Origin of the sequence: Streptomyces sp. NPDC091279 (assembly GCF_044757465.1) — a bacterium.
Taxonomy (GTDB): domain Bacteria; phylum Actinomycetota; class Actinomycetes; order Streptomycetales; family Streptomycetaceae; genus Streptomyces.
Genome location: NZ_JBIVVA010000006.1, coordinates 30,701 through 57,467, shown reverse-complemented (window position 1 = coordinate 57,467; position 26,767 = coordinate 30,701). Strand labels below are relative to the sequence as shown.

Annotated in this window: 21 protein-coding genes and 4 pseudogenes; 10 read left to right on the top strand and 15 right to left on the bottom strand. The window is 71.0% G+C overall.

All coding sequences use genetic code 11. From position 1 onward, the window contains the following. Nucleotides 1-83: 83 nt before the first annotated feature. Nucleotides 84-1,187, bottom strand: a complete 1,104-nt coding sequence (locus tag ACIQOU_RS16445) for a citrate synthase 2 (RefSeq protein ID WP_401537406.1) — start codon at nucleotides 1,185-1,187, stop codon at nucleotides 84-86. A gap of 309 nt (nucleotides 1,188-1,496) precedes the next feature. Between ACIQOU_RS16445 and pdxH the strand changes: the two genes are divergently transcribed. Continuing rightward, nucleotides 1,497-2,126: a pyridoxamine 5'-phosphate oxidase gene (gene pdxH, locus ACIQOU_RS16440; RefSeq protein WP_401537782.1), complete on the top strand. Its 630-nt coding sequence runs from the start codon at nucleotides 1,497-1,499 to the stop codon at nucleotides 2,124-2,126. A gap of 102 nt (nucleotides 2,127-2,228) precedes the next feature. Here pdxH and ACIQOU_RS16435 read toward each other — a convergent pair. The 6 genes and pseudogenes from ACIQOU_RS16435 to ACIQOU_RS16410 all read right to left on the bottom strand — a co-directional run bounded on the left by ACIQOU_RS16435 (nucleotide 2,229) and on the right by ACIQOU_RS16410 (nucleotide 10,752). After that, nucleotides 2,229-2,821, bottom strand: a pseudogene (locus ACIQOU_RS16435) (TetR/AcrR family transcriptional regulator). Next, nucleotides 2,809-3,270: pseudogene (locus ACIQOU_RS16430) on the bottom strand (enoyl-CoA hydratase-related protein); the annotation flags it as partial. The pseudogenes ACIQOU_RS16430 and ACIQOU_RS16435, both read right to left, overlap by 13 nt. A 544-nt stretch (nucleotides 3,271-3,814) precedes the next feature. After that, complete coding sequence (locus tag ACIQOU_RS16425) at nucleotides 3,815-4,765, bottom strand: EamA family transporter (RefSeq protein WP_401537405.1); 951 nt, start codon at nucleotides 4,763-4,765, stop codon at nucleotides 3,815-3,817. Between the two features lie 158 nt (nucleotides 4,766-4,923). Further along, nucleotides 4,924-7,191 carry an ABC transporter ATP-binding protein gene (locus tag ACIQOU_RS16420; protein WP_401537404.1) on the bottom strand — a complete coding sequence of 756 codons (2,268 nt, stop codon included), beginning with the start codon at nucleotides 7,189-7,191 and terminating at the stop codon, nucleotides 4,924-4,926. Nucleotides 7,192-7,280: 89 nt separating this feature from the next. Then, nucleotides 7,281-7,412: a hypothetical protein gene (locus ACIQOU_RS16415; protein WP_401537403.1), complete on the bottom strand. Its 132-nt coding sequence runs from the start codon at nucleotides 7,410-7,412 to the stop codon at nucleotides 7,281-7,283. A gap of 259 nt (nucleotides 7,413-7,671) precedes the next feature. Beyond that, nucleotides 7,672-10,752, bottom strand: coding sequence for an FAD-binding and (Fe-S)-binding domain-containing protein (locus tag ACIQOU_RS16410; RefSeq protein WP_401537402.1), 3,081 nt, complete (start codon nucleotides 10,750-10,752; stop codon nucleotides 7,672-7,674). Nucleotides 10,753-11,076: 324 nt separating this feature from the next. On the opposite strand from ACIQOU_RS16410, the gene serC reads away from it, so the two are divergent. Both serC and ACIQOU_RS16400 read left to right on the top strand, forming a co-directional pair. Further along, the gene (serC, locus tag ACIQOU_RS16405) at nucleotides 11,077-12,195 is read left to right on the top strand and encodes a phosphoserine transaminase (protein ID WP_401537401.1); all 1,119 of its coding nucleotides are present in this window, start codon (nucleotides 11,077-11,079) and stop codon (nucleotides 12,193-12,195) included. A gap of 290 nt (nucleotides 12,196-12,485) precedes the next feature. Then, nucleotides 12,486-13,298: an acyl carrier protein gene (locus ACIQOU_RS16400; protein ID WP_401537400.1), complete on the top strand. Its 813-nt coding sequence runs from the start codon at nucleotides 12,486-12,488 to the stop codon at nucleotides 13,296-13,298. 101 nt (nucleotides 13,299-13,399) lie between these two features. On the opposite strand, the gene ACIQOU_RS16395 is transcribed toward ACIQOU_RS16400, so the two are convergent. Then, nucleotides 13,400-14,296 carry a DUF1963 domain-containing protein gene (locus tag ACIQOU_RS16395; RefSeq protein WP_401537399.1) on the bottom strand — a complete coding sequence of 299 codons (897 nt, stop codon included), beginning with the start codon at nucleotides 14,294-14,296 and terminating at the stop codon, nucleotides 13,400-13,402. Between the two features lie 301 nt (nucleotides 14,297-14,597). Here ACIQOU_RS16395 and ACIQOU_RS16390 point away from each other — a divergent pair, with 301 nt between their 5' ends. Further along, nucleotides 14,598-14,963, top strand: a complete 366-nt coding sequence (locus tag ACIQOU_RS16390) for a hypothetical protein (protein WP_401537398.1) — start codon at nucleotides 14,598-14,600, stop codon at nucleotides 14,961-14,963. A gap of 111 nt (nucleotides 14,964-15,074) precedes the next feature. Here the strand turns inward: ACIQOU_RS16390 and ACIQOU_RS16385 are convergent, their stop codons facing one another. Further along, nucleotides 15,075-16,259 carry a cytochrome P450 gene (locus ACIQOU_RS16385; RefSeq protein WP_401537397.1) on the bottom strand — a complete coding sequence of 395 codons (1,185 nt, stop codon included), beginning with the start codon at nucleotides 16,257-16,259 and terminating at the stop codon, nucleotides 15,075-15,077. A gap of 272 nt (nucleotides 16,260-16,531) precedes the next feature. Next, complete coding sequence (locus ACIQOU_RS16380; RefSeq protein ID WP_401537396.1) at nucleotides 16,532-17,752, bottom strand: hypothetical protein; 1,221 nt, start codon at nucleotides 17,750-17,752, stop codon at nucleotides 16,532-16,534. Between the two features lie 613 nt (nucleotides 17,753-18,365). Here ACIQOU_RS16380 and ACIQOU_RS16375 point away from each other — a divergent pair. Further along, entirely contained in the window at nucleotides 18,366-18,716 is a 351-nt protein-coding gene (locus ACIQOU_RS16375; protein ID WP_401537395.1) for a nuclear transport factor 2 family protein, read from the top strand. Between the two features lie 16 nt (nucleotides 18,717-18,732). Here ACIQOU_RS16375 and ACIQOU_RS16370 read toward each other — a convergent pair whose 3' ends face one another. Together ACIQOU_RS16370 and ACIQOU_RS16365 are read right to left on the bottom strand one after the other, a co-directional pair. Next, nucleotides 18,733-19,581 (bottom strand): helix-turn-helix domain-containing protein, encoded by an 849-nt coding sequence (locus tag ACIQOU_RS16370; RefSeq protein WP_401537394.1) that lies wholly within the window; start codon nucleotides 19,579-19,581, stop codon nucleotides 18,733-18,735. 18 nt (nucleotides 19,582-19,599) lie between these two features. Further along, a complete protein-coding gene (locus ACIQOU_RS16365; RefSeq protein ID WP_401537393.1) occupies nucleotides 19,600-20,238 on the bottom strand; it encodes a DUF6879 family protein in 639 nt (212 codons plus the stop codon). A gap of 159 nt (nucleotides 20,239-20,397) precedes the next feature. Between ACIQOU_RS16365 and ACIQOU_RS16360 the strand changes: the two are divergent. Both ACIQOU_RS16360 and ACIQOU_RS16355 read left to right on the top strand, forming a co-directional pair. Next, nucleotides 20,398-20,478 (top strand): annotated as a pseudogene (locus ACIQOU_RS16360) (DUF397 domain-containing protein); the annotation flags it as partial. A gap of 151 nt (nucleotides 20,479-20,629) precedes the next feature. Then, nucleotides 20,630-20,866, top strand: a pseudogene (locus tag ACIQOU_RS16355) (hypothetical protein); the annotation flags it as partial. Nucleotides 20,867-20,881: 15 nt separating this feature from the next. On the opposite strand, the gene ACIQOU_RS16350 reads toward ACIQOU_RS16355, so the two are convergent. Together ACIQOU_RS16350 and ACIQOU_RS16345 are read right to left on the bottom strand one after the other, a co-directional pair. After that, nucleotides 20,882-22,453 (bottom strand): cellulase family glycosylhydrolase, encoded by a 1,572-nt coding sequence (locus tag ACIQOU_RS16350; protein ID WP_401537392.1) that lies wholly within the window; start codon nucleotides 22,451-22,453, stop codon nucleotides 20,882-20,884. Nucleotides 22,454-22,627: 174 nt separating this feature from the next. Further along, nucleotides 22,628-23,611, bottom strand: coding sequence for a WD40 repeat domain-containing protein (locus ACIQOU_RS16345; RefSeq protein ID WP_401537391.1), 984 nt, complete (start codon nucleotides 23,609-23,611; stop codon nucleotides 22,628-22,630). Between the two features lie 145 nt (nucleotides 23,612-23,756). On the opposite strand from ACIQOU_RS16345, the gene ACIQOU_RS16340 reads away from it, so the two are divergent. The 3 genes from ACIQOU_RS16340 (at nucleotide 23,757) to ACIQOU_RS16330 (ending at nucleotide 25,810) form a co-directional block, all read left to right on the top strand. Then, nucleotides 23,757-24,434 carry a GDSL-type esterase/lipase family protein gene (locus tag ACIQOU_RS16340; RefSeq protein ID WP_401537390.1) on the top strand — a complete coding sequence of 226 codons (678 nt, stop codon included), beginning with the start codon at nucleotides 23,757-23,759 and terminating at the stop codon, nucleotides 24,432-24,434. A gap of 195 nt (nucleotides 24,435-24,629) precedes the next feature. Beyond that, nucleotides 24,630-25,622, top strand: a complete 993-nt coding sequence (locus ACIQOU_RS16335) for an aldo/keto reductase (protein WP_401537389.1) — start codon at nucleotides 24,630-24,632, stop codon at nucleotides 25,620-25,622. 41 nt (nucleotides 25,623-25,663) lie between these two features. Beyond that, nucleotides 25,664-25,810, top strand: a complete 147-nt coding sequence (locus tag ACIQOU_RS16330; protein WP_401537388.1) for a hypothetical protein — start codon at nucleotides 25,664-25,666, stop codon at nucleotides 25,808-25,810. A gap of 295 nt (nucleotides 25,811-26,105) precedes the next feature. Here ACIQOU_RS16330 and thpR read toward each other — a convergent pair whose 3' ends face one another. Further along, nucleotides 26,106-26,693: an RNA 2',3'-cyclic phosphodiesterase gene (gene thpR, locus ACIQOU_RS16325; protein ID WP_401537387.1), complete on the bottom strand. Its 588-nt coding sequence runs from the start codon at nucleotides 26,691-26,693 to the stop codon at nucleotides 26,106-26,108. Between the last annotated feature and the right edge of the window lie 74 nt (nucleotides 26,694-26,767).

The following is a 26,767-nucleotide window of genomic DNA, read 5'->3' as shown; positions in this document are numbered from 1 at the left end:
CCCTTAAGGCTTGCGTCGATCCTTAAGGCTTGCGTCGATCCTTAAGGCTTGCGACAAGGCCGCCGAACGGCGCCCGCGCGGCGCTAGTGCCCGACGATCGTCTCGAACCCCGAGACGTCCCGGGTCGCGCGCGTGCCCGGGCCCACGTACCGGGCCGACGGCCGGACCAGTCGCCCCGTCCGCTTCTGCTCAAGGATGTGCGCGGACCACCCGGCGGTACGCGCGCACGTGAACATCGACGTGAACATGGCCGCCGGAACCTCCGCGAAGTCCAGCACGATGGCCGCCCAGAACTCCACGTTGGTGGCGAGCACCCGGTCAGGGCGCCGACTGTGCAGCTCGGCGAGCGCGGCCTTCTCCAGCGCCTCCGCGACCTCGAAGCGCGGCGCCCCCAGCTCCCGCGCGGTCCGCCGCAGCACGCGCGCGCGGGGGTCCTCGGCCCGGTACACCCGGTGCCCGAACCCCATCAGCCGCTCACCCCGGTCGAGCGTCTGGCGAACGTAGGCCTCCGCGTCGCCGGTGCGCTCGATCTCCTCGATCATCCCGAGGACCCGCGACGGCGCGCCCCCGTGCAACGGCCCGGACATCGCCCCGACGGCCCCGGAGAGCGCGGCGGCGACATCGGCCCCGGTGGAGGCGATGACCCGCGCGGTGAACGTCGACGCGTTCATGCCGTGCTCGGCGGCGGAGTTCCAGTACGCGTCGACGGCGGCGACGTGCTTGGGGTCGGGCTCGCCGCGCCAGCGGATCATGAACCGTTCGGTGATCGACCGGGCCTTGTCGATCTCGCTCTGCGGCACCATCGCCACGCCCTGCCCGCGCGCCGACTGGGCGACGTAGGACAGCGCCATGACGGCGGCCCTGGCGAGGTCGTCGCGGGCCTGCTCGGCGCTGATGTCCAGGAGCGGCTTCAGCCCCCAGGCGGGCGCGAGCATGGCCAGCGCGGCCTGGACGTCCACCCGGACGTCCCCGGAGTGGACGGGGATCGGGAACGGCTCGGCGGGCGGCAGACCGGGGTCGAAGGCGCCGTCGACGAGCAGCCCCCAGACGTTGCCGAAGGAGACGTGACCGACCAGATCCTCGATGTCGACGCCCCGGTACCGCAGGGCGCCGCCCTCCTTGTCGGGTTCGGCGATCTCCGTCTCGAACGCGACGACTCCTTCGAGTCCGGGTACGAATGCGGACATGCGGCGGCTCCTCGTGACGTGGCGGCTCGGCCTTCCGCACGATATCCCCGGGTGCCACCGTTGGGGAGAGGTCGCGGCACTCAGTGCCACCCGTGTCCCTCAAGTGCCCGTCCGGCGTGCGCACTTGGACCTCACTTGGACCTCACTTGACCTTCAGTGATCGATGACACCCTCCGTTCCGTGCTGCCCATACGGCAAGATGACCGCGTGAACGACCGAGACGCCGTCCCCCTCGACCCCTCCATCGGTCCTTTCGACCCCTCCGCCGGTCCTTCCGCCGACGTCGCCCCGCCGGCCGACCCGTCCGCGATGCGCGCGCGGTACCGGGCCGAGGGCCTCGACGCGTCCGAGCTGGCGGCCGGGCCGACGGAGCAGTTCGGCCGTTGGTTCGAGGAGGCCGCGAAGGACGCGCAGCTCTTCGAGCCGAACGCCATGGTCGTCTCGACGGCCGACGCCACCGGCCGCCTCAGCTCCCGCACGGTGCTGCTGAAGCACTTCGACGACGACGGCTTCGTCTTCTACACGAACTACGGCTCCCGCAAGGCCCACGACCTGGCGGCCAACCCGAACGTCTCCCTCCTCTTCCCCTGGCATCCGATGGGACGGCAGGTCATCGTGACCGGCACCGCGCGCCGCACCGGCCGCGACGAGACCGCCGCCTACTTCCGCACCCGCCCGCACGGCTCCCAGCTGGGCGCGTGGGCGAGCGCGCAGTCCTCGGTGATCGACTCCCGGGACGCGCTGGACGGCGCGTACGCGGACCTCGCCGCCCGCTATCCGGAGGGCGAGCAGGTGCCGGTGCCGCCGCACTGGGGCGGTTTCCGGGTGGCACCGGCCACGGTCGAGTTCTGGCAGGGGCGGGACAACCGTCTGCACGACCGACTGCGGTACGTGGCCCAGGAGAACGGCACCTGGCTCCTGGAGCGTCTCAGTCCGTGAACGTCCGGCCCGCTGCGCCGGTTCCCGCTCTCTGACATTTCACCCTCGGCGCACCAATTCCCCCTGCGGGCGGGGCGGTTGTCACCTCGTCAACGTCCGTGCTCAGCGGGCCAGTTCCCGGCCCAGGATCTGCGTCCACTGGGTGACGACCCGTTCGCGCCGGGCGGTGTCGTCGGTGAGCAGGTGGGCGAGGCCGAGGCCGCGGGCCATGTCCAGCAGGCCCTGGACGGTCTCGCGGACGCCGGGCGCGACTCGTCGGCGCCGAGCAGGTCGACGGCGGCCCGATGGCTCTCGCGGCCGACCGTGGCCTCCAGTTCCGTCACCCGCGCGCGTAGCTGCTCCTCGTTCGACGCGGCCACCCACAGATGCAGGGCGGCCCGGAACAGTGGCCCGGTGCAGAGGTCGACGACAGCGGCGACGACGGCCCGCCGGTCATCGGCCGCCCCGTCGGGGAAGAGCGCGCGCAACGCCGTCGAACGTTCCTCCGCGACGAACTCGACGGCCGCCGTGAAGAGGTCCTCGCGGGTCGGGAAGTGGTGCTGGGCGGCGCCCCGGGAGACTCCGGCGGCCTCGGCGACGACGGCGACCGTGGAGCCCGCCCAGCCGTGCTCGGCGAGGCAGGACACGGCGGCCGCCAGGAGCCGCCGCCGGGTGGCGCGGCTGCGGTCCTGCTTGGGGTGGGTCACAACGCCCATACGGGCTCCCGTCGTTCCAGGAAGGCGGTCGTTCCCTCGCACGCGTGCGACGACGAGAACAACTGGGCGGAGAGCGCGGTGAGGTCCGCCGCGCTCCGGTCGAAACGTTCCCGGACCTCGGCCGTGAGCAGCCGTTTGGTCGCCGCCAGGGCTTCCGGTGCGGCCCGCCGCAGCCCGTCGAGGATCGGTTCCAGAACGGCGTCCACGTCGTCGCCCGTCGCGGTCAGCAGGCCGATGCGGGCCGCCTCGACGGCGTCGAAGCGCTCGCCGGTCAGGCAGTGCCGGGCGAGCGCGCGCGGGTCGGTGCGGGGTAGCAGCGGCAACGACACGATCGCCGGGGCCGCCCCGAGGCGGACCTCCGTGAGCGCGAACGTCGTGGCGGGACCGGCGACGGCGATGTCACAGGCGGCGACCAGTCCGAGGCCGCCCGCGCGGACGTGCCCGTCGACCAGGCGAGGTACGCGATGCTCCAACGGGGCGCGGGCGTTGCGCCCTTCCACCGTTCGGGCGCCAACTCGGCCACCAGCACGTCGAGTTCGTCGCCCTCCGCGCGTAAGTCGTCGATGACAGGCGTCGGGTCGGACATGAGGCGGAGCACGGCAGCGGGGCAGAAAACAAGCAGGCATGCTTGCATGATTTTTTCCGCCCGGCGGACGGGTGCAGAGAGGGGGAACCAGTGCCTGATCCAGGGGCGCCGCTCGGGGTCCTCCGTCAGCCACCACGGGGGTTCACCTAGGGGGACCTGGGGGCCGTCGGAGCAACGGCACGGGCGCCCCCGTTCGACCCGTAGACCCGTAGGACCCCTAGGGCCTGCGGCGGGTCCCGTAGGGGTCACCCGCACACCGGGCCACCCGTAAGGGTCAGCCGTACGACCCGTAGGACCATCGACGCGACCCCCGCCACGGCCCGCAGGGGCAAGCCGCGACCCCGTAGGGGCTCACCCGTACGACCCGTACGACCACCGGCGGCCCCGGCGGCCCCCACCGCCCCCCGCTACGCGGCGCTCTTCTCCCGTGCCCGGCGGCCGACCTGGGTGCGTACCGCGCCCATGCTCGCCGCGATGACGAAGGCGATGGCGAGGGCCTGGGTCGCGGACAGGGCCTGGTGCAGGATCAGGAATCCGGCGGCCGCGGCGATGGCCGGTTCCAGGCTCATCATGACGGCGAAGGTGGAGGCGGGGAGGCGGCGCAGGGCGAGGAGTTCGAGGGTGTAGGGGAGGACCGAGGAGAGGACCGCGACGCCCGCGCCGAGCAGCAACGTCGTCGGCTCCAGCAGTTTCGCCCCGGACCCGATCACGCCCAGCGGCAGGAAGACCAGCGCCGCCACGCCCATGGCGAGCGCCAGCCCGTCCGCCTGCGGGAAACGGCGGCCGGTGCGCGCGCTGAACAGGATGTACGTGGCCCACATCGCCCCGGCCGCGAGCGCGTAGGCGACCCCGATGGCGTCGAGCGCGCCGAAGTCCCCGCCGCCGAGCAGGAAGACACCGGCCAGGGCGAGGGCGGCCCAGATCGCGTTGAGCGCGCGGCGGGACGCGAAGACGGAGAGGGCGAGCGGGCCGAGCACCTCCAGGGTGACGGCCGCGCCGAGCGGGATGCGGTCGACGGCCTGGTAGAAGAGGCCGTTCATCGCGGCCATGGTGATGCCGAAGACGACGACGGTGCCCCAGTCGGCCCGCGAGTGCCCGCGCAGCCGGGGCCGGCAGATCACGAGCAGCACGAGCGCGGCGAACAGCAGCCGCAGCGTCACCACTCCCAACGCCCCGGCCCTCGGCATCAGCGTCACCGCGAGCGCCGCGCCGAACTGCACGGAGATCCCCCCGGCCAGCACCAGGCCGACCGGGCCGAGGGCGCCCCGGCGGCCGGGATCGGACGTGCTGGGGGAGGCGGGCGCGGAGGTGGGCGCGGAGGTCGGCTGGGTGGCGGCGACTGCTTCGGGGGTGCTCACGGGCGGTCCACGGGGCTCGGACTTGGCTGGGGACGGTGCTGTACAGCGCGGTTCGTTCACCTTGATGAACTCGCCAGTCCAGAGTAGTGGCCTTCGTCAGGTGCGTGAACCCGTTTAGCCGCTGTCGTCCGTCAGCCTGCCGTGGCGCTCGCCACTCGTCAGTCCCGGAACAGGGGGCGCCCGTCGGGGAGGTTGGTGAGGACGGGGCCCGGGGCCTGAGCGTGGTGCTGGGGGTGGAGGTGGAGATGAGGGTGGGGTGGGGGCGGGGATTGGGGGTGGTCGTACGGGTTGTAGTGGTAGGGAACGCCAGGGTTGTCAGGGGCACCGGGGTGACCGGGGGTGGGGGCCGGCCCGGGTGCGGGGGTGAAGTGAGGGACGGGGTGGGAGTGGGGGACGGGGGTGGGACCGCCGTTGACGGGGTGGGTGTAAGGGTCGTACGGGGTGTACGGGGTCGGGTACGTGTACGGCGTCCAGTTCTCGGCACCGGCGGCCTGCGGGGCGGCCGGGTGGTACGGGGTGGCGTACGGGTCGCCGGACCATCCGGCGTGGGCGACCGGCCGGGGTCCGGCGGGGGCGGGCTCCGGGAAGGTGGGCAGGCGGAGTTCGCCGGTGTCGCCGAGGGTGTTGTTCTGGGAGCGGTGGAGGCGGGAGTAGGCGCCGCCGCGGGCGAGGAGTTCGTCGTGGCGGCCGGTCTCGACGAGGCGGCCGCGGTCGATGACGAGGATGCGGTCGGCGTCGGGCGCGAGGTTGAGGTCGTGGGTGATCATCACCGTCGTCCGGCCCGCCATCAGGCGGCGCAGGGGTTTGACGACCCGGCGGGCGGCCAGGGCGTCGAGGCCGGTGGTGGGTTCGTCGAGGACCAGGACGGGGGCGTCGCGCAGGATCGCGCGGGCGATGGCGAGCCGTTGGAGCTGACCGCCGGACAGGCGGGCCGAGTTGGGGTCGACCTTGGTGTCGTAGCCGTCCGGCAGCCGCAGCACGAACTCGTGCGCGTCGGCCGCCTTCGCCGCCTCCACGATGGCCTGTTCGCTGGCGCCGGGTCGGCCGCAGGCGATGTTGGCGCGGACGGTGTCGTGCAGGACGAGGGTCTCCTGCGGGAGCAGGGTGACGTACTCACGCAGCCGGGCCAGGGGGAAAGCCCGTAGGGGAACGCCGTCGAGGAGGAGGCCGCCCGCGTCGGGGTCGTAGAACCTGAGAAGGAGCTTGGCCACCGTGGACTTGCCGGCGCCGCTCGGCCCCGTGACGATCACGAACTCGCCGGGGTGGACGGTGAGGGAGAGTCCCTCCAGGGCCGTTCGGTCGGCGCCGGGGTAGCGGAAGGCGACGTCGCGCAGTTCGAGGGTGCCGTCGGGGCGGCCGGTGTCGGAGGCGTGGCGGGGGTCGGCGACGGAGGGGCGGACGTCGAGGATCTCGATGAGGCGTTCGGCGCCCGCGGTGGCCGCGGTGACGGTGAGGCCGAGTTGGGCGAGGCCGCGCACCGGCGGGTAGAGGTAGCCGAGGAACGCGGCGAACGCGAGGAGCTGACCCAGCGTCATCCGCCCCGTGGAGATCTCCCAGGCGCCGATGCCGATGACCGCGAGAACGCACAACGTCTCGATGACTTGCACGAGTTGCTCGTACGCCTCGTTGAGACGGGTGGAGCGGACGGAGGCGCGGAACCAGGCGTTGGCCTCCTCGTGCAGCCGTCGCCGCTCGGCGTCGCGGCGGTCGTAGGCCTGCGTGAGGACGATGTTGCCGAGGGACTCCTCGACGACGGAGGTGATCGCGCCGTCGGCGACCCGGCCCTCGCGGGAGACGGCCTTGATGGACCCGGAGAAACGGCGGGCGGCCAGCCAGAACAGCGGCGCGAGCACGAACGTCGCGGCGGCCAGGTCCCAGCGCAGCCAGAAGGCGGCGATCGCATAGAAAACGGCGCTGAACGCGGCGGACGCGGCGCCGACGAGGCCGGACACCACCATCGTCTCGATCGCCTCGACGTCACTGGTCAGGCGGGACAACAGGTCGCCCTGGCGGTGGTGTTGGAAGAAGTGCGGCGGCAACTGCTGTACGTGGTCGAAGACATGCTCGCGCAGCCGCATCACGAAGCGCTCAGTGGTCCACGCGGCAAGGGAGTTGCCGGCGTACGCGACGATCGCGCCGATCACGGCGACGCCGAGCCAGGTCGCGGCCGGGTGCCAGAACGCGGCCAGCGAACCCTTCCGCAGGGCGTTGTCCGTGAGGTCGGCGAAGACGAGGATGGCCTCGGTCTCGGCGAGCGCGGCGATCACCGTACACGCCCAGACGATCAACAGCCATTTCCGCAGGCCTCTGGTCAGCGGAAAGAAACGGCGGAATGCCACGCGGGCCGGAATGGTGGGTGTCGCCTCGTCGTCGAAATCCTCATCGTATTCGTCGTCGTCCTCGACGCCGTCGACGTATTCACCCATTGCGCGGCCCTCCCGCTTGAATTCCCCCTGTTGAAAAGCCGAAGAGGGTCGACGGTGCGCACCATCGACCCTCTTCACGGACTACGAGGTCAGCTGTCCTGGTCGCCGGGGATCGGCTTGGGCAGCGGCTTCGGAGCGTGCTTCCGCGGCTTCGGCTTCGGCGGCGGGGGAAGCTGCTTGTTGGGCTTGGGGGGCAGCGGGGCAAGCTTCTTGAAGCTCATTTCCGACTCCTGAGTTTTACGTTTTGAACCGTTGCGACATTGCTGCCGCGACATTCTCGTGGTTTTCGGGAATCCCGCGTCCGGTTCCCGATGTCGAGAAACCTACACGGACCTGTTACCAAGAAGATGCAAAGTAGGAGAGGTAACGGCAAACAAGCCCTGTGAAACCCTTTGCGTTACCTGGGCACCCGGCCCCAACCTGAGAATTCCCTGATGAACCTGAGAGCCCGCTGAACACCCGGACCCCTACCCCGCCCCCCTACCCCCGCTCCTCCCGGTCGAGCGCGTCCGCCAGGACCTCGGCGAGGTGCCGGCCGCGTACCCCGGCGAGCTGGTCCAGCTGGGTACGGCACGAGAAACCGTCGGCCAGCAGGACCGTGCCGTCGGCGGCCGCACGCACGGCGGGCAGGAGCTGTTCGTCGGCGCAGGCGGCGGAGACCTCGAAGTGCCCTTGCTCGAAGCCGAAGTTGCCCGCCAGGCCGCAGCAGCCGCCGGAGAGTTCGCCGGTGAGCCCGGCCGCCGCGCGGAGCCGACGGTCGGGGGCGTCGCCGAGCACCGCGTGCTGGTGGCAGTGGGTCTGCCCGGCGACGGGGCGGTCCACGGCGGGCGGCGTCCAGTCGGGGGCGAGGCGCTCCAGGGCCTCCGCGAAGGTGAGGACGCGGGCGGCGAGGCGGGCGGCGCGGGGATCGTCGTGGAGGAGTTCGGGCAGGTCGGTACGGAGGGCGGCGGCGCAGCTCGGTTCCAGGACGACGAGGGGCGGCCCGTCACCGGCGCCCTCACCCTCACCGGCGCCTGCACCGTCGTCGCCGAGAAGGGGGGCGAGGAGATCGAGGGTGCGGGTCAACACGGCGCGGGCGCGGTCGAGTTGGCCGGTGGAGAGGTACGTGAGTCCGCAGCAGACCCGGCCGCGCGGGGCGAGCAGGGTGAGCGGGCTGAGCAGCCGGGACCGCCCGTCGCCGATGCGTCGACGCCCCCATCGCCGGGTCGGTGGCAGCACGACGGTGAGCCCGGCGGCCTCCAGGACGCGCACGGCGGCCTGCCCCACGGACGGCGAGAGGTGCTCGGTGAAGGTGTCGGGCCACAGCACGACGACCGGCCGTTCACCAGACGGACCCGCCGGCCCCTGCCCCGGGGTACCCGTAGGACCCGTAGGACCCGTAGGACCCGTAGGGCCCGTAGGACCCGTAGGGCCCGTAGGACCTACGGCCCTCCCCTCAGCCCCCGGGGTACCCGTAGGACCCGCGACCCTCCCCTCAGACCCCGGGGTACCCCTAGTCCCCGCACCCCTCCTCCCCCACCACCGGCTGAACGGCTCTGTGGCGAGCGTCGGGATCTCGCGCTCCGGGGTGATCCCGCCGACCCGTTTCGCCGCCCGGGCCAGTGGCCGTACCCGGGACAGCGCGTTGGCCAGGGACGCCGTGCGGGTGCGGGCGATCCAGCTCAGCCATACCGGCAGCAGCCCCATCGAGTAGTGGGCGGCGGGCCGGCGACGCCCCTGGTAGTGCTGGTGCAGGAACTCCGCCTTGTACGTGGCCATGTCGACCTCGACCGGGCAGTCCGAACGGCACCCCTTGCAGGACAGGCACAGATCGAGCGCGTCCCGTACCTCCTCGGAGCGCCAGCCGTCGGTGACCACGTCCCCGGCGAGCATCTCGTGCAGCAGCCGGGCCCGCCCGCGTGTGGAGTGCCGTTCCTCCCCCGTGGCCCGGAACGACGGGCACATCACGGCGGACCCGGTCACCGAGGTGGTCCGGCATTTCGCGACGCCCACGCAGCGGCGGACGGCGGCCGAGAAGTCCCCGGCGTCGGCGGGGTAGCCGAAGGCGACGTCGACGGGTTCGCGGGGCAGGGCGGAGAAGCGGAGGTGGGAGTCGAGCGGCGCGGGCCGGACGAGGATGCCGGGGTTGAGGAGGTCGTCGGGGTCCCAGACGCCCTTGGCCTTCTCGAAGAGGGCGACCATGTCGGACCCGTACATCGTGGGGAGGAGTTCGGCGCGGGCCAGGCCGTCGCCGTGCTCGCCGGAGAGGGAGCCGCCGTGGGCGGTGACGAGGACGGCGAGTTCCTCGGAGAAGCGCCGGAAGCGGGCGATGCCGGGCGGGGTGAGGAGGTCGAAGTCGATGCGGACGTGGATGCAGCCGTCGCCGAAGTGCCCGTAGGGGGTTCCCCGGAGGCCGTGCGCGGTCAGCAGCTCGCGGAAGTCGCGGAGGTAGGGGCCGAGCCGGGCGGGCGGCACGGCGCAGTCCTCCCAGCCGGGCCAGGCCTCGGAGCCGTCCGGCATCCTGGTCGCCGTTCCGCTGGCGTCCTCGCGGATGCGCCACAGGGCGCGCTGGCCCGCCGGGTCGACGACGACGCGGGCGTCGAGGCAGTCGGCGCCCCGCACGACGGCGTCCGCACGCGCGCGTGCCTCGCCGGGCGACTCCCCGCCGGTCTCGACGAACAGCCAGGCGCCGCCGCGCGGCAACCCGGTGTCGGCGGACGTCGGCACCAGGTCGGCGGCCATGCCCTCGACGGTGAGCGGCCCGTAGGGGAGCAACCCCGAGGCGGCCTCGGCGGCGGCGCCCTCGTCGGCGTACCCGAGGACGGCGAGGGCCCGCGCGGGGGGTGCCTCGACGAGCCGGACGACGGCTTCGGTGACGACGCCGAGGGTGCCCTCCGAGCCGCAGAAGGAGCGGGCGACGTCGACGCCGTTCTCGGGCAGCAGGGCGTCCAGGGCGTACCCGGAGATGCGCCGGGGCAGCTCGGGGAACCCGGTGCGCAGGCGGGCGAGGTCGCCGTCGACCAGGGCCCGCAGCCCGTCCGGGGCGCCCTGCCAGCCGCGCCCGAGCCGGAGCCGGTCGCCGCGGGCGGTGAGGACGTCGAGCGCGCTGACGTTGTCGGCGGTGGTGCCCCAGGCGACGCTGTGCGAGCCGCAGGAGTTGTTGCCGATCATGCCGCCGAGGGTGCAGCGGCTGTGGGTGGAGGGGTCGGGGCCGAAGCGCAGCCCGTAGGGGGCGGCGGCGGTCTGGAGCCGGTCGAGCACCAGGCCGGGCTGGACAACGGCGGTGCGGGTCTCGGGGTCGACCCGTAGTACCTCGTTCAGGTGTCGGGTGAGGTCGAGGACGATGCCGGTGCCGGTGGCCTGCCCGGCGATGGAGGTACCCCCACCCCGAGGTACTACGGGTACCCCGTAGGTCCGGCAGACGTCGAGAACGGCGGCGACGTCATCGGCGTCCACCGGCGCGACGACCCCTAGGGGGACCCGGCGGTAGTTGGACGCGTCCATGGTGACCAGGGCGCGGGAGGTGACGTCGAACCCGATCTCACCCCGGACGACCTTGCGCAGCTCGTGCTCGACCGCCACGGCCTGCTCCGTGGGCGCCGAACCCGTCGAACGTTCCGCACGTGCCGAACGTGCCGACCCTTCGGAACCGGCCGACCCTTCGGAACCGGCCGACTCTTCCGAACCTGTCGGCCGTTCCGGACGTGCCGGGCCGTCCGAAGGTACGGGGCGTCGCGAACGTTCCGAGTCGAACTGCGGCATACGTTTCCTCACCTCATCAGCGGGTCTGCGGTCACCAGCATGGGCCGGGTGCGCCCGGCACGCCCGGCCCGGCCGCACCCGGACGGGGCGTCTCACCCGACGGACGACGTTTCGCCCGCGTTTCCCAGCGGATACCCTCGCGGGGTGGCTGAGATCCAGATTCCCTCTGACATCAAGCCCGCGGACGGACGTTTCGGCGCGGGACCCTCCAAGGTGCGGACGGAGGCGCTGGACGCCCTGGCCGCGACCGGCACCTCTCTGCTGGGCACGTCCCACCGCCAGGCACCGGTGAAGAACCTGGTCGGCAAGGTGCGCGAGGGCGTCGCCGAGCTGTTCCAGCTCCCGGACGGCTACGAGGTCGTCCTCGGCAACGGCGGCTCGACCGCGTTCTGGGACGTGGCGACGCACGGGCTGATCGACACCAGGTCGCAGCACCTGACCTTCGGCGAGTTCAGCTCGAAGTTCGCGAAGGCGGCGAAGCTGGCGCCGTGGCTGGCCGAGCCGACGGTGGTCGCGTCCGACCCGGGCACCCACCCCGAGCCGCACGCCGAAGCGGGCGTCGACGTCTACGCGTTCACGCACAACGAGACGTCCACGGGTGTCGCCGCCCCCATCCGGCGGGTGGCCGGCGCCGACGCGGGTTCACTCGTCCTGGTGGACGCGACGTCCGGTGCGGGCGGCCTGCCGGTCGACATCGCCGAGACCGACGTCTACTACTTCGCGCCGCAGAAGTCGTTCGCCTCCGACGGCGGCCTGTGGATCGGCCTGTTTTCCCCGGCGGCGATCGAGCGCGCCGAGCGCATCCACGCGTCGGGCCGGCACATCCCCGAATTCTTCAGCCTGCCGACCGCGATCGACAACTCGCGCAAGAACCAGACGTACAACACCCCGGCCCTGGCCACGCTCTTCCTTCTCAACGAGCAGCTGGAATGGATCAACGGCCAGGGCGGCCTCGCCTGGTCGACGTCCCGCACGAAGGACTCCTCGACCCGCCTCTACAGCTGGGCGGAGGACTCCAAGCACGCGACGCCGTTCGTCACCGACCCGGCGAAGCGTTCGCAGGTCATCGGCACGATCGACTTCACCGACGAGGTCGACGCGGCGGCCGTCGCCAAGGTTCTGCGCGCCAACGGCATCGTCGACACCGAGCCCTACCGCAAGCTCGGCCGCAACCAGCTCCGGGTCGCGATGTTCCCGGCGATCGACCCGGCGGACGTCGAGGCGCTGACGCGCTGCGTCGACTACGTCATCGAGAAGCTCTGACCCCTCCTCGGAACCTTCTTCCTGAACGACGGCCAAGGGCGCCCCGCGGATCAACCGCGGGGCGCCCTTTGGCACGTGGGGCAATGCGGGGCGACCGGCGAACGACATCCAGGTGAACCCGTAACCCGGACAAAAGCCTCCCCCGCCACAGCCGCGTAACAGCGGCCGCATCCGTCACAACTCCCGCCCGCCCCAACGGTCTTACCCGGTGCGTCGCACACCTGCGCCGTGGCGGAACCGGTGCCGCCCGGCGCAACTCCCCCACTCCCGAACGCACTTGGAGTTGCCCCATGTTCAGGAAGTCCCTGCCGACCCGGCTGGCCGCCACCACCGCGCTCCTGCTCAGCGCGGGCGCCCTGTCCGCGCCCACCGCATCGGCGGCGCCCTCGGACGCCCGCCCCGGCGACGCCTACGTGCTGACCGTGACCACCGACCCGGCGAGCACCGACTACGACAACCGTCATGTCGACGTCACGGGCACCGTCACCAAGGCCGACGGCACCCCGGCGCCCCACATCCCCGTCACCCTCCAGGAAGTCGTGCAGTTCACGACCTGGAACCCGTGGGGCGACCCGATCGACCCGAACTACTACGAGCCGCGCGACCTGGGCACGCCGGTCACCGACGCGAACGGCAACTTCACCGTCCCGGACGTCGACATCGACCGGGTGGGCGGCAGCAGCCTCCTCAACGTCGAGCACAAGGTGCGGATCACGGCCCTCTACGACGAGGACGGCGACGACAGCACCCCCCAGGACGGCTACTTCGCGGACACCTACGTGACGGCCAACACCAAGGCCAGCTCGGTGAGTTACCAGGTCAGCAAGGAGACGGTGAAGGCCGGCGACATCCTCACCGTGCAGGGAAAGGTCAGCCTCCCCAAGGGAGTCGAACCCCAGGGCACCGAGGTCTTCCTCCAGACCAACTGGGAGGAGGAGTACGACGTGAAGGTCACCGCCGAGAACGACGGCTTCTTCGTCATGTCGGTACGGGTCGCGTCCGGCGACGACACGTTCCAGCTCCGCACGGCGCCGACGGACCTGTACGTGGCGGGGACGACCCAGCCCCTCCCCATCACGAACACGTCCCTCCCGAGCAACTGACCTAGGAGGCAGGGCCGTTCGGGTACGGCACATCGGCCGCGCATCGACGTCGGGCGTCGGTGCGCGGCCGCGTCATGGGGGGATGGGCCGGGCCGATCGGCTCATGGGTTCCAGAAGAACGACACATACGCCCGGTCGACGCGCCCCTCAGCGAGATCCCCTCGCGGAATCACCCAGTGCAGCGTGGACCCCTCCCGCCCGTCGAGACCGCTGTCCCACTGGGCGAGCAGCACCCACTCCTCCGGCGCGGGCAACTCTTCCTCCTCGGCGGACCCGCCCGACCGCGCCGCCCGGTCCCGCAGCCACCCGAGCGCGTCCGACGCCGCCGCCCGCACCGGGTCCCCCTCCACGCACTCGTGGGACGCGTACCCGCCGATCTGCAACGGCCCATCGGCAACGACCTGTTCGGCGGCCTCCCGCCACAACTCCGCCAACTCTCCGGAACGCGGATGCCCGGGCAGCGGAACGGCGTACGGGGGCTCCTCCATGGTGACCATGCCGTGGAAGGGCAACGACACATCGGCGGCCAGGCGCAGTTCCTCGTCCGGGAACTGTTCGTAGATCCGGCCGAGGGTGCCGTCCAGGTCGTCCCCGCCGGTGCCGTCGTTGCCGGGAACGCTCGGGTGATGCGGAATCCGCTCCTCGACGGGCGCCCCGGCCGGGACGTACACCACCTCTCCGGCGCTGTAGGGATACGCCGGGTCGGGGAACCCGAGGAGCAACAGGCTTCCTTCGGCAGGGAGTTGGAGCCCGGTCACCTCCTCGGAGAGGGCGGCGCAGTCGAGGGTGGCGAGCAGCGGGGACCAGGGGGTGGGTGCGTCGGCGGGCAGCATCAACGGCCCGCCGAACCTGCCGACGACCGGCCCCTCCCCGCGCGTCACGAGCGTCGCGGCCGGACGGGCGGTCGCGATCCACCGTTCGACGTCCTCGTCCGGTATCCCCTGTTCCGCCGCCTCGTCCCTGAACGGCCCCAGCCGGCGCAGCAGTTCACTGTTCATCCCCGCCACGCTAGTGGAGCGTGGCCGGGTGCGGTGCCCGCCCGCGGGGACGAATTCCTGACGCGGGGCGGCGGCCGCCCCGTACCTCTGTCCATCGCCCACCCATTCCCCACGGCCATTTATCGAATATTTTCGATGCCTGCCTCAATGTCGATCCGGGCCAATGTGTTTCATGCGTGTGGGTGATGCATTAAAGTCGCCGGTCCCGCACCATTCATATGGTCACCCGCCTGTGAGTGTCAGGTGTGGCAGACCGGCTCGAATATGACGAGCCCAGGGTCCGAGATGAATGGGGAACTGCATGCTGCGCAGGATCATGACGACCGTCGCCGCTGGTGCTTTGCTCGCGGGAGTGGGGCTGACCAGCAGCGGAGCGGCGTCAGCCGTGCCCGCCGAGACCAACGGATGCGGGAACGGAGTGGTGTGTCTGTACACGGATTCCGGCTGGCAAGCCCATAAGCCGCAGCACACCTACTGGGTCTACGGCGTCAGCAACCTCAACAACGAGACCGGAATGCGCGTTCTCTTCAACAATCAGCGGGGCGGCGCCGTGGCCAGTCTCTGCACGGGAAAGAACGGCAGCGGTAACTGCACCCGTGTCCTGCAAGGGCAGAGCTGGCGAGGCAACATCACCCCGATCAATTCGATCGTCCTCTCCAAGAGCTGACGCCGGGAGAAAGCCTTCGTCCGGGTCGGGTGCCGGATGACCTGGGCGAAGGCCCGACGGCGCCCCGAGGAAGGCCTTGAGGTCCGCAACGGCCGTGCAGCAGGCGCCCGTTCAGAACCGCACCGGGAGTGCGACCAGCCCGCGCGCCCGGATCGACGGCCGCCACCGTACCTCGTCGCGAGGCACGTCCAACTCCAGCCCGGGGAACCGGCGCAGGAGGGTGCTCAGGGCGATCTGTGCCTCCAGCCGGGCCAGCGGGGCGCCCAGGCAGTAGTGGATGCCGTGCCCGAGCGCGAGGTGCCCGCCGTCCTCCCGGCCCACGTCGAGCCGGTCGGCGTCGCGGAAACGGGCGGGGTCACGGTTGGCGGAGGCCAACGACAGCATCACCGTCTCCCCGGCCGGAATCGTCACCCCGCCGACCGTCACGTCCTCGACGGGGAACCGGCGGATGGCCAGCAACGCCGGTCCGTCGAAGCGGGCGACCTCCTCGACGGCACCCTCGACCTTGGTCAGGTCGGCCCGGACTGCGGCCAGTTGGTCCGGGTGGTCGAGGAGCGTCAGCACGGCGGTCCCGATGAGCTGCACCGTGTTCTCGTAACCGGCGATGAGGATGAGGAACGCGAGCGACGTCAGCTCGTCCTCGGTGAGTCTGTCGCCCTCGTCGCGCACGGCGATCAGTTCGGACAGCAGGTCGTCGCCGGGCAACCGCCGCTTGTCCGCGATCAGTTGAGGGAAGTACATGAGCATCGCGGCCACGGCGTGCTTCGTCACGTCCGGCTTGGCGGGGTCCGGGGAGAGCATCGCGTCGGTCCAGGCGCGGAAGTCCCCGCGTGAGTTCTCCGGCACGCCCAACAGGTCGCAGATGACGGTGATCGGCAGCGGCGCGGCGAACTCGGCGACCAGATCGGCCCGTCCCCGCTCGGCCACGGCATCCAGCAACCGGTCGGCCAGCAGCTGGACTTGGGGCCGCATCCGCTCCACGCGCCCCGGCGTGAACGCCTTCACGACCAGCCGTCTGATCCGCGTGTGGTCGGGCGGGTTCATGTTGAGGAGGTTCTCGTCGAGGGCCGGAGGCAGCGAGAAGCCCCGGTAGTTGCCGGGCAGCCGATGCGTCTTGTCCAGCGAGAGCCGCGGGTCGGCCAGCAGCTGCCGCACATCGGCGTAGCGGGTGACGACCCAGACCGGCAACCCGTCGGGCCCGGCGATCCGGTGCACGGGACCGTCCTCCCGGAGACGGGCGTACACCGCGTGCGGATCGGCGAGCAGCGCGGACGGATCAGGAAGCACAGTAGCCATAACGGCACCCTAGGGGTTCCCCGTAGGGTGCCGGGTCCCGCGCCCCTCACGGGTGACGCCGCTTGAACACCCGCTCCGGGCGCGCTACTTGAACAGGCCCATGTGGCCCCCTGAACAGCAGCGCACCGGACCCGCCCGGGTCGGGTGACCTGTGGGGTCCGGTGCGCGGGGCGGTACCTAGGGGGGCGTACCTAGGTGGGAAAACCTAGGGGGAGGCACCTAGGGGGACACACCTAGGGGAGCGTCCCCCGGGGGCGACGCCGAGCGGAGCGTCAGCTCTTGGGCTGGGTCCAGGTGAGCAGGACGTAGCCGTTGCCGCCTGCTGTGCCGGAGGTGCCGACCTTGCCGACGTCGCCCTTCTTGCCGTAGTTGTCGGCCGTCCGGACGTTGGTGCCGCCAACGGCTCCCTTGCCGCCGTTGCCACCGGTACCGCCCTTGCCGCCGTTGCCTCCCTGGCCGACTCCCTTGGGGGGTGCGACGTCGGTACTACGGGGGACACCCCCGGTACCTCCCTTACCTCCCGCACCGCCCGGGCCGGGGGTACCGGCCGCGCCACCGGGCTGCCCTGAGACAGCGAGGCTGCCCTCGCCGCCGTTGCCGCCGACCGTGCCGGTCGTCCCGGGGTCGCCCGCGCTGCCGGGGCGCGGGTGCTGCCAGGCTCCCTGGACCGACGGGTCGACCACGCCGCTGCCCCTGCCGTCATCGGCGGCAACAGCTTTGCCGCCCACGCCGGGCGCGCCCCCGTCTCCGCCGCGCAGCGGGTAGGAAGGGGGAACGGCAGCACCGGTGGGCGGCCTAGGCGCTCCAGGGGGGCGCAGGACACACTTGGGTCCGGTCTGCCCTCCGCAGCCGCCCTTGCCACCCTTGCCGCCGCCGGCCGCCCCGCTGCCCCGGCCGCCGCTGACGTCCAGCAGCCACTTCCCGGCCGCAGCGTCAGTGACGTTGGAACCGCCGCCGTTGTCGCCCGGACCAGCGGTGTAGGCGTCCTTCCCGGAACCGCCGTCGTTCTTGGCCGCACCCGCACCACCGTCGGTGCCGACTCCGCCCGCGCCGCCCCGCGCGCCACCCTTGCCCACGAAGATCTTCAACTTCTGTCCCGGCGTGACCTTCAACTTGCCGTAGGCGTACCCCCCGCTGTCTCCACCACCGCCACCGGCACCGCCGCCCCCACCACCCCCACCGCCGCCGGCACCGTGCCGGATGTTCGTGGCGAAGAGAAGCGCCACGAGGGTCCCGCCACCCCCACCACCACCCCCACCGGTAGCGCCCCCGCCCCCGCCGCCCCCGGCACCCCACACATACGCGGTGATCGAGGTGACCCCCTTGGGGACCGTGAACACCTTCCACTCCCCCGCCGTGGTGAACGTCGCCCGGCAGACGCCGTTCGTGCACGCCGTGCTGTCCGCCGCCCGCGCGGCCGACAGCGAGGCGGCGGACAACGTTCCCGCCAGTAGGGGGACCACCAGCGCGGCCCGCATCAGACTCTTCAGCACCCTGCTACTCCGTCCGACTGACGGCGGCACACCACCACCGTCGACCAAACCTCCGACCCGCGCATCCCTTCCGCCCCGTACGTCTCAGGTACGACATCGGGGCGTCGACCACCCGAAGGAGTAGGGGAATTGCGCAGTTCGGGCTAGGGAACGGGGGTAAGGGTTCTGTCGGGGCAGGCGGGCGGGGGCTTCGGTGCAGCGGAGGGCCTGGCCGCATCGTCATCGGCGGGCACGGGACGGGCTCGGCCCAGCAGAACGCCCACCCGCCCAACGTGGACCGCCGAACTGGCGCTGCCTACAACCCCGTTGAAGGTCTGCTCGGCACACGGCACCCACAAGTACGGGTACCGGCTCCCCCGACGGCGGCGGCGGGGCATCTAACAGGTAGCCCTGTAATTAGGTCGCACTTCGGGCGAGTTCAAGGCCGATGAACTAAACGCCCCACGCAGGAACGGCGATTCAAGCGGCCCGCGCTCCACCACCCGCCCCCTCCCTCGCGCCCTCCCTTCCCTGGGCTAGGGTCGGCCGGCGGGCCACCGGCCAGGCAGACGTGCCCAGTTGTAGGGGAACCCTGGAGAGTCCGGCCCCCGACAAGACCCCGAAGGGACCTCACATGTCCGCGTTTCTCGACAGCCTCCAAAAAGCGATCTCGACGCACGACCTCGACGCACTGGTCTCCTGCTTCACCCAGGACTACCGCTGCGACATGCCGACCCACCCGGCACGCGGTTTCGTCGGCCAGGACGTGGTCCGCGAGAACTGGTCCGGCCTCTTCGCCCGCGTACCGGACATCGACGCGCGCGTACTGCGGTCCGTCCAGGACGGCGATGTCATCTGGAGCGAGTGGGAGTTGACCGGCACGGCCGTCGACGGCACGCCCTTCCTGGTGCGGGGCGTGGTCATCGCCCACGCCGACGGCGACCGCGCCGCACAGGCCAACTTCTACCTGGACCCGGTCGAGTAGCAGGGGGTGCCGCCGCTCAGACCCGGATGCTCCGGCGCACCCGCGCGATCACCTGCTGAGCCTCACCACCGAACACCGCCGACTCCGCGAAGGTCTCCCAGACCCGACGGTAGAGCCCAACCGTCTCAACATCATCAAGCCACAACTCGGCGTGCCAGTCCTCGGTGATGACCAGTCGGTTGTCCAGCACCCAGAAGGCGTTCGACGGCGACAACCGCAGCGCGGCATCCAACGGCACGATCCCGAGGCGGACGGTGTCCATGCCCACCACGCCTGCCAGACGGTCGAGTTGGGCTGCCAGCACCTCCGGCGGACAGGTCTCGGCCCGCAGCGCGCCCTCCCACATGAGCAGGTTCAGCCGCTTGCCCGGCCGATACAGCCACTCCTGCCGTTTCATGCGGGCCCGGACCGCATCTTCCGCGTCCGGCGGGGACTTCTGGAGTTCGGCGTGCCGCTCGAAGATGTGCCGTGCGTAATCAGCCGTCTGGAGAAGGCCGTTGACGATACTGCTCTCCCACACATGCAGGGTCCGGGCGTCCGCCACCACGGCGTTCCAGGTCTCCTGCACGGGACGGTGACCTGACGCGAGCTGACGGCGCCACGAGCGGATGTGGCTCTCGAACCCCCGCAGGCGAGCACGCAGTTCACCGAGGACCGCAGCCTGCCCGGTCGCCTCGACCCACGCCCGCAGGTCGTCGTCCGTGGGGGTCTGGCGGCCGTTCTCCACCTTGCTGACCTTCGACTGGGGCCAGCCAAGCCGCTCGGCCAGTTCCGTACCGGTGAGCCGGCCATCGGGGCACTCGACCCGCAACTCCCTGAGTCTGCGGCCCAGTTCCTCTCGCGCCCTCTGATAGTCCGTGCTCACCGGTGCCCGCTCTAACCCCTACCTGTCACTGCCCATCTCCGACATGAACTGCTCCCGCGTCACAGCGTGATGCCAAGCAGCATCCCGCACCATGGAGCAACGCACCACCTCTGCGGGTTCGGTGCTCAGGTCCACATGCGTGAGCTGATCGTCGTCGTCGAACCGCAGGAACGCGACAAGCCGACTGTCGAACAGCCAGAAGTCCTCAGCGGGGAGGCGGAGTCGATCGGCATCGGCCCGCCACAGATTGCGGATGTCCTCGCCCATCACGGCGTTGCGCTTCGCGTTGTCGAGAAGGTAGAGCTGGCCCGTGGTCGGTTCCTCGTCCACGATGCGCACGCGCTCGACCCGCTTGCCCTGACCGGTCTGTTCGCGGATCATGCGGCAGTACGGGTTGTCGTAGTCCCAGTCCACGTCCCCCGTCTCCGTGAACTGCCGGTAGGTGTCGGTCTCTTCGTCGCTCGCGTACCGGCGCCGCGTCTCCAGCCGCCAAGCCGTGTGCTCGAACCTCCCGAACAGGCCGCCGAACTCATCGAGCCCGATCGTGCGCCCCTGCCGCGTCCGCTCTTTCGGAGCCCAGTCCACGAGCAGTTCACACGGACCCACGACCGCACCCACTCCGGTCCCGGTCCCGTTGAACCGTAACCTGCGCGCCATCTGCAACCACCCCTTGGATCTCGACGATGCTGCCACCCACAGCCTGCCGACTCCGATGAGTGAGCGTCCATGCATTTCGAGTAGCCGTATGAGAATAATGGAGAATATTCGCTGCCTTGCGCCCCGTACTCCCCATTAGGTTCCTCAACGGGCCCATGGGGTCCCTGCACCGAAGGGTGCGTGACGTTGGCCCGGATCGGAGGCGCCTCCTGGACCCTCGGCAACAACAAGCGGCCCGACCCGCTTGAGCCTGCCCCTCTGAACATCCCGTACACCCTGTAGCTCCGGAGTCCACTCGGCGTGGCCCAGCCCATTCCAGCCCGTTGGGGGGGGGACCCCCTCTGGGGCAGTTTGAGGACAAGGCCGTTCAGGCCGAAGCGGGGGTCTGGGGGCTGCCGACTGGCTCGTGGAGCAACTCGCCGCGCACGCACCCCGGTTCGCGTCCGGGGCGCAGCGCGACGCCGGTCGCCTCGCCCGGCTCGCCGCCACCGTGGCACAGCGGCTGGACTCCGGCGGGGACGCGACCGTCGGCTTCTATCTGGAGCGGCCGATCTACCTCTCCCTCGCCCTGGTGACCTGCTCACCCAACCGCAGCCGACCCAACCTGCCCTGCCCCCACCCCAGGTGACTCACCCTCCGTCGCTCACGCCCCCGTGCAGCTCACCCCCGTCACGCCCCCGCCCCCCGGCGCACCGCCGAAGCCGAAGCTCGCCGAACTGCCCACCGGGACCTTCCCGTTGTCGGCGGTGCTGACGGCGGTCACCGTCGATCCGGTCTGGGTGTACGACGCGTTCCACAGGTTCGTGATCTGCTGGGCGCCGGTGAAGTTCCAGGTGACCTTCCATGAAGTCAGGGCGCTGGTACCGGTGTTGGTGACCTTCACGTCGGCGTTGAAGCCGCTGCCCCAGTCGCTGCTGACGGCGTAGGCGGCTGCGCAGGCGGCCGTACTGCCGCCACCGTCGCCGCCGCCACCACCGCCGCTCCCGTCACCCGTGCCCGGGAAGCCCGCCGCCTTGATACTGGCCAGGTACCCGTCCTTGACCGTGTCGACGGTCTGCCAGTCGTCCTTCAAAATGCCGCCGGTGTCACCGGAGTTGGGGTTCCACGACCAGAAGGTCCAGGAGAAGCTGTCGCCGCCGTCGGCCGCCGTCGGGCGCAGGTACGTCACCAGCGCCGCCAGCCACTTCTGGTCGACCGTGGACTGGAGCGTCGTCCCGAACTCCCCCACCCACACCGGCGCGATGTTCTGCTTGAAGATGTACCCCCAGTACGTGTCCCAGACGCCCGGCATGTTGGCCGGGAACGTCGGGTCGCTGAACCAGCTCTGCTGCGCCACGCTCGTCGCGTAGTCGTGCGCGGAGTACACCACCCGGTTGGGGACGTCGAGTTGGACCGGGTACTGGCCGACGCCCATCAGGTTGCCGCCCCACCAGCCGGAGACGCCGTTGAACGTCTGGACGCCCTCCACGAAGATCAGCAGGTCCGGGTTGACGGAGAGCACCGCGTTGCCCGCCCGCTGCGCGGCCAGCCGCCAGTCCGTCGCCGTGTCGCCACAGCCCCAACAGGCCGGATCGTGCGGCTCGTTGTGCAGGTCGATGCCGATGACCGTGGACTGGCCGGAGTAACGGGCCGCCAGCGCCTTGAGGTTGGCGATCCACGTCGACTCCGGGACCGCCGAGGTGTACCAGAGCGCGGACTGACCACCGGCGTCCGGGCGGTGCCGGTCGAGGATCACCTTGAGGCCGTCCTGACCGGCGTAGGACACGATCTTGTCCAGCACCTGAAGGGAGTTGAGACCCTGGAGGTCGGCGTTCTTGCCGCTGGAGAAGTCGATGCTGTTGGGGACCGTGCCACTCTTGAGGATGTCGTCGCTGTAGGGCAGCCGGATGGTGTTGTAGCCCAACGACTTCATCTGGTCGATCATGCTCTTGTAGTCGCGCGACCAGAGGCCGTGGACCACGTAGTTGGCGGTCTCGAAGCCGAACCAGTTGATACCGGCGACCCGGACCTGCTGCCCGGCCGCGTCCAGGATCTGCCGCCCACTGGTGTGCCAGTACCCGGCGCCCGCGTCCGCAGCCGGAGCCGGAGCCGCGCCCGCCGCATCCGCCGCCTGCGCCGACGGCACCCCCAGCCCCAGGACCAACGGCACCAGGAGCACGGCCGCGCACAGTGCCCTTCTCAAGGTGCGCAACGCACCCCTCACGCCACGAAACATGTCGCTGCTTCCTCTCGGGAGCGCCGGCCCGGAACAGGTGGGAGCGCTCCCACAACCCGGCACCTCCCAGGAAAGCCAGTCCCCAGGAACACGTCAAGGACCCCGGCGTCATACGAGGCCCCGGGCGCCATGGACGAACCACGACGCCCGAGACCAACCCCCAGCGCTACAACGTCACTTGCGCCGCGTCAGCCGCCGGAACCCGAACAGCAGCGCCACCGCACCCGCCAGTACCAGCGCCCCCAGCTTCAACTGGCCGCCCCCGACACCGCCGTTGGCCCCAGATGCATCCGAACTCGCCTTGTCCGACGGCGACTTGGAACTGGCGCCCGGCGCGTCCTCCACCTGGACCGGGCTGTCCTTGCCCTCGCTGCCGTAGAGGATCTTCGTGCCGTCGACCGAGTAGGTGACGGACTCGCCCTGACCCTGAAGCGGGACCTCAAGGCGGTCGCGGCGCTTGATGGAACCGCCGTTCCAGTCGTACCAGATGCCGCCGAAGTAGCCCCGGACCGCGAGCTGTTGGCCGTCCGGGGAGATCGCCGCGTCCGTGGCCCAGAGGTCGACCGGGGCGATCGGGCGGAAGATGTTGGTGCCGGTCGGGGAGAGCGTGGCGGGGCCCTGGTAGAGGTGGCCGCCGTCCTCGTCCTTGTCGATGATGTAGGCGCGGCCGGTCTTCGGATCGACGACCATCGACTCGGCGTTGCGCGGCCCGTCCTCGTACTTCACGACGTACTGCGTGGCCCGGATCGTCTGGTCCTTCAGCGTCTTCGGCTCGGGGAGCCGGTAGATCCACACGTAGGGCCAGGTGCCGCCGAGGTTGTCGCCGATGTCGCCGACGTAGATCTCGTTGCCGGGGCCGATGGAGATGGCCTCGACGTCACGCGGGTCGCCGATGCCGCTGAGGGTGACGCGGGCGACCGTCTCGCCGGTGCTGCTGTCGACGGCGTAGATGTAAGGGCCATCGCTGCTGTCGTTGTGGGTCCAGTAGATCCCCGGGTGGAGACGGGAGGCGGCCAGTCCGCTGGACTCGGTGATCCGGGGGTCCTTGATGGTGAACCCCTCGTCCCCGTCGGCGGCGGCAGCGACGGGGGCGGTGGCGGGCAGGGCCAGAACGCCCATCAGCAGGATGCCGGTGAGTACGGCGGACGGTCGACGCATGCGCCAAGAGTGCCAGTACCCCTGGTTCTCACGTACGGGTGGTGGGGCTCACGGGGCCGGTATCAGGTCCGATATCAGGTCCGGTCCCGGGTCCGGCGGTGGCCCTCACGCATCGGCGGAGAGACGGATCGTTCATCATGAGCGGATGCTCAGGTTCATGCCCGTCGGCGACTCCATGACCATCGGAAGCGCAGGTGAGCACACCTGGCGGTACCGGATGTGGCAGCACCTGTGCGCGACGCACGGGGCTCCGTTCACGCTCGTCGGGCCGCGCGAGACGCTGTACGACAAGGCGGCGGACGCGCCGACGTCGTACGAGTACGCCGACCCCGAGTTCCCTAGGGGACATCTCGCGGGGTGGGGCGAGGGCTGGACGCACATGGTCCCGCTGATCTCCGGGGCGGTCCGCGAGACGCGCGCCGATGTCCTGCTCGTCTCCCTCGGCCTCATCGACCTCGGCTTCTACACCAACGCCGAGCAGACCGCCGCGAACGTGCGCGCCTTCGTCGCCGAGGCCCGTTCGGCCGACCCGCGCATCGCGATGGTGGTGCTGCCGGTGATCCCCAACGTCCGTTGCGCGGACGACAGTTCGTTCGCCACGCAGGTCGGCGTCTTCAACGAACTCCTCGCGAAGACCCTCGCCGACCTGGACGAACCCCGCTCGCCGCTGCTGCTGGCGTCGCCGCCACCGTCGTTCGACATCCATCTGGACACCTACGACGGCACCCATCCGAACCGGAGCGGCGAGCACCGGATCGCGGCGGCCTTCGCGAACGCCCTGTGGCAGGCGTGGGAGATCGGGGAGGAGTACGACCGGAGGTGAGGAAAGGGGCCCCTAGGGGAAGGGTGGGGGGAGGTCAGGGTCGGTGGTGCGACGTCCCGCGACGCGGCGCCGGAACGTGCGATGGGCATATGCGCGTCCGACCGTGACCCGTTCGCCGGTACGTCCCTACCCTGCTCTCGTGTCGCGCCGATTCCTCTTGCTTAGAGTGCACTCGACGTCGTTGGCTTGGTGACCATGGAGTACACGCAGCTGGGACGTACCGGACTCAAGGTCAGCCGACTGGTCCTCGGCACCATGAACTTCGGTCCGCAGACCGACGAACCCGCAAGTCACGCCATCATGGACGCGGCGCTGGACGCGGGCATCAACTTCTTCGACACCGCCAATGTCTACGGCTGGGGCGAGAACAAGGGCCGCACCGAGAGCATCATCGGCAACTGGTTCGCCAAGGGCGGCGAGCGGCGCGACAAGGTGGTACTGGCCACCAAGGTGTACGGGAACATGGCTCCCGAGGGTGACCCGTGGCCCAACCACGACCGGCTCTCCGCGCTGAACATCCGGCGCGCGGTCGACGCCAGCCTCAAGCGGTTGCGGACCGATCACATCGACCTCTACCAGTTCCACCACGTCGACCGGCACACCCCGGTCGAGGAGATCTGGCAGGCCGTCGACGTACTGGTCCAGCAGGGGAAGATCCTCTACGTCGGCTCCTCCAACTTCCCCGGCTACAAGATCGCCCAGGCCAACGAGGTCGCCGCCCGGCGCGGCGGGACCATCGGCCTCGTCAGCGAGCAGTGCCTCTACAACCTCGCCGAACGGCGTGCCGAGATGGAGATCGTCCCGGCCGCGCAGGAGTACGGCCTCGGGGTCATCCCCTGGTCGCCGCTGAACGGCGGACTGCTCGGCGGGGTCATCAAGAAGCAGGCCGAGGGCGGGCGCCGGGCCACCGGCCGGGCCGCCGACGCTCTGGCCGACCCCGCCGGTCGCGCCCAGATCCAGGCCTACGAGGACCTGCTCGACAAGCATGGGCTGGAGCCCGGCGAGACCGCGCTGGCCTGGCTGCTCACCCGGCCCGGCGTGACCGGCCCGATCGTCGGCCCGCGCACCGCCGAGCAACTCGCCTCCGCTGTACGCGCGGTGGAACTGGAACTGGGCGAGGAACTGCTCACCGCCCTCGACGAGATCTTCCCGGGCCCGGGTCCGTCACCGGAGGCGTTCGCCTGGTAGGTGGGTAGGTGAGTCGGGGGGCGGTTGTGGAGTTGCCGGGAGTGCGGGCAGTGCCGGGGGGGCTGCGGGGCCGGGAGTACTACGGGTACTCCGGGTACTACGGGTACTCCGGGTACTACGGGTACTCCGGGTCCTGTTGGCAGCCGCCCTCGGCGTTCTCCGTTCTGGGCGTCCGCCCCTACGGGTAGTACGGGTACTGCCCGTAGGGGTGAAGAGGCGGCGGTCCTCGGCGGCCGTCACCTAGGTGCCCTACGGGTCCTAGGGGTAGTACGGGCGCAGCCGACTCCGCGGGGTGCAGCCGAGTCCGCGGGCCGCTCCCGGGGCCCCGTACGTGCCAGGGGTGCCCGGGGTACTACGGGTAGGTACGGGGCGAGGGCGACGGGCTACTTGCCGGTCGCGGCCGCCACCGCCACCACGACGAAGAGCAGTACGAGCGCACCGGCCATGATCCGGTTCCGGGTTTTGGGGTCCACGGGGCTGAGCCTAACCGGCCCCGCCGAGCGGCTCGCGGGCGACCGCCTCATAGCGGGGGCGGTCGCCCGGCCCGTCCAACGCTCCCGGGTCGAGCGAGTTGCTGCGGACCAACGCCAACTCCGGGACCGTCCAGGTGCGGCCGGTGAAGTCGTCCAGTGCGGCCAGGTAGGGAGCGATGTCGACGTCCGCCCCGCCCCGGGCCAACGTCAGATGCGGCCGGTACAGCCGGTGCTCCGCGTCCACCCTCGCCACCCCCACCTCACGCGCGGCCGTCTCCGACCCCTGCGCGAGCCGCCGCAGCGCCGCCACGTCCCCGGCCGCCCCCGCCCACAGCGCCCGCCCGTTGCCGAACTGTCCGCCGCCGCGCACCGCCAGCTCGAACGGTTCCGTCTGCCGCGCGAGCCGCGCCAGCCGCCGCGTCAGTTCCGGGACGACGTCGTCGTCGACCTCCCCGTAGAAGGCGAGGGTGTAGTGCCAGCCGGGTCGGCCGGTCCAGCGCAGCCGGTCGGCGTCCGGGCGGCGCCGCAACTGGTCGACGACAGGGGCCAGTTCACTCGATACGTCGGCAGGGGGCAGCACGGCGGCGAAGAGTCTCATGGCTCCCTACCCTGCCAGTAGGGGCAGGGTAGGGAGCCATTGAGGGTCCAGCTACGGCAGGCGTCGGAGCAGCG

Bases quoted from the DNA above. Each gene is read 5' to 3' on its own strand.
- ACIQOU_RS16445 (WP_401537406.1), bottom strand. From the start codon at position 1,187: ATGTCCGCATTCGTACCCGGACTCGAAGGAGTCGTCGCGTTCGAGACG.
- pdxH (WP_401537782.1), top strand. From the start codon at position 1,497: ATGCGCGCGCGGTACCGGGCCGAGGGCCTCGACGCGTCCGAGCTGGCG.
- ACIQOU_RS16420 (WP_401537404.1), bottom strand. From the start codon at position 7,191: ATGGGTGAATACGTCGACGGCGTCGAGGACGACGACGAATACGATGAG.
- ACIQOU_RS16415 (WP_401537403.1), bottom strand. From the start codon at position 7,412: ATGAGCTTCAAGAAGCTTGCCCCGCTGCCCCCCAAGCCCAACAAGCAG.
- ACIQOU_RS16400 (WP_401537400.1), top strand. From the start codon at position 12,486: ATGTTCAGGAAGTCCCTGCCGACCCGGCTGGCCGCCACCACCGCGCTC.
- ACIQOU_RS16395 (WP_401537399.1), bottom strand. From the start codon at position 14,296: ATGAACAGTGAACTGCTGCGCCGGCTGGGGCCGTTCAGGGACGAGGCG.
- ACIQOU_RS16390 (WP_401537398.1), top strand. From the start codon at position 14,598: ATGCTGCGCAGGATCATGACGACCGTCGCCGCTGGTGCTTTGCTCGCG.
- ACIQOU_RS16385 (WP_401537397.1), bottom strand. From the start codon at position 16,259: ATGGCTACTGTGCTTCCTGATCCGTCCGCGCTGCTCGCCGATCCGCAC.
- ACIQOU_RS16375 (WP_401537395.1), top strand. From the start codon at position 18,366: ATGTCCGCGTTTCTCGACAGCCTCCAAAAAGCGATCTCGACGCACGAC.
- ACIQOU_RS16365 (WP_401537393.1), bottom strand. From the start codon at position 20,238: ATGGCGCGCAGGTTACGGTTCAACGGGACCGGGACCGGAGTGGGTGCG.
- ACIQOU_RS16350 (WP_401537392.1), bottom strand. From the start codon at position 22,453: ATGTTTCGTGGCGTGAGGGGTGCGTTGCGCACCTTGAGAAGGGCACTG.
- ACIQOU_RS16345 (WP_401537391.1), bottom strand. From the start codon at position 23,611: ATGCGTCGACCGTCCGCCGTACTCACCGGCATCCTGCTGATGGGCGTT.
- ACIQOU_RS16340 (WP_401537390.1), top strand. From the start codon at position 23,757: ATGCTCAGGTTCATGCCCGTCGGCGACTCCATGACCATCGGAAGCGCA.
- ACIQOU_RS16335 (WP_401537389.1), top strand. From the start codon at position 24,630: ATGGAGTACACGCAGCTGGGACGTACCGGACTCAAGGTCAGCCGACTG.
- thpR (WP_401537387.1), bottom strand. From the start codon at position 26,693: ATGAGACTCTTCGCCGCCGTGCTGCCCCCTGCCGACGTATCGAGTGAA.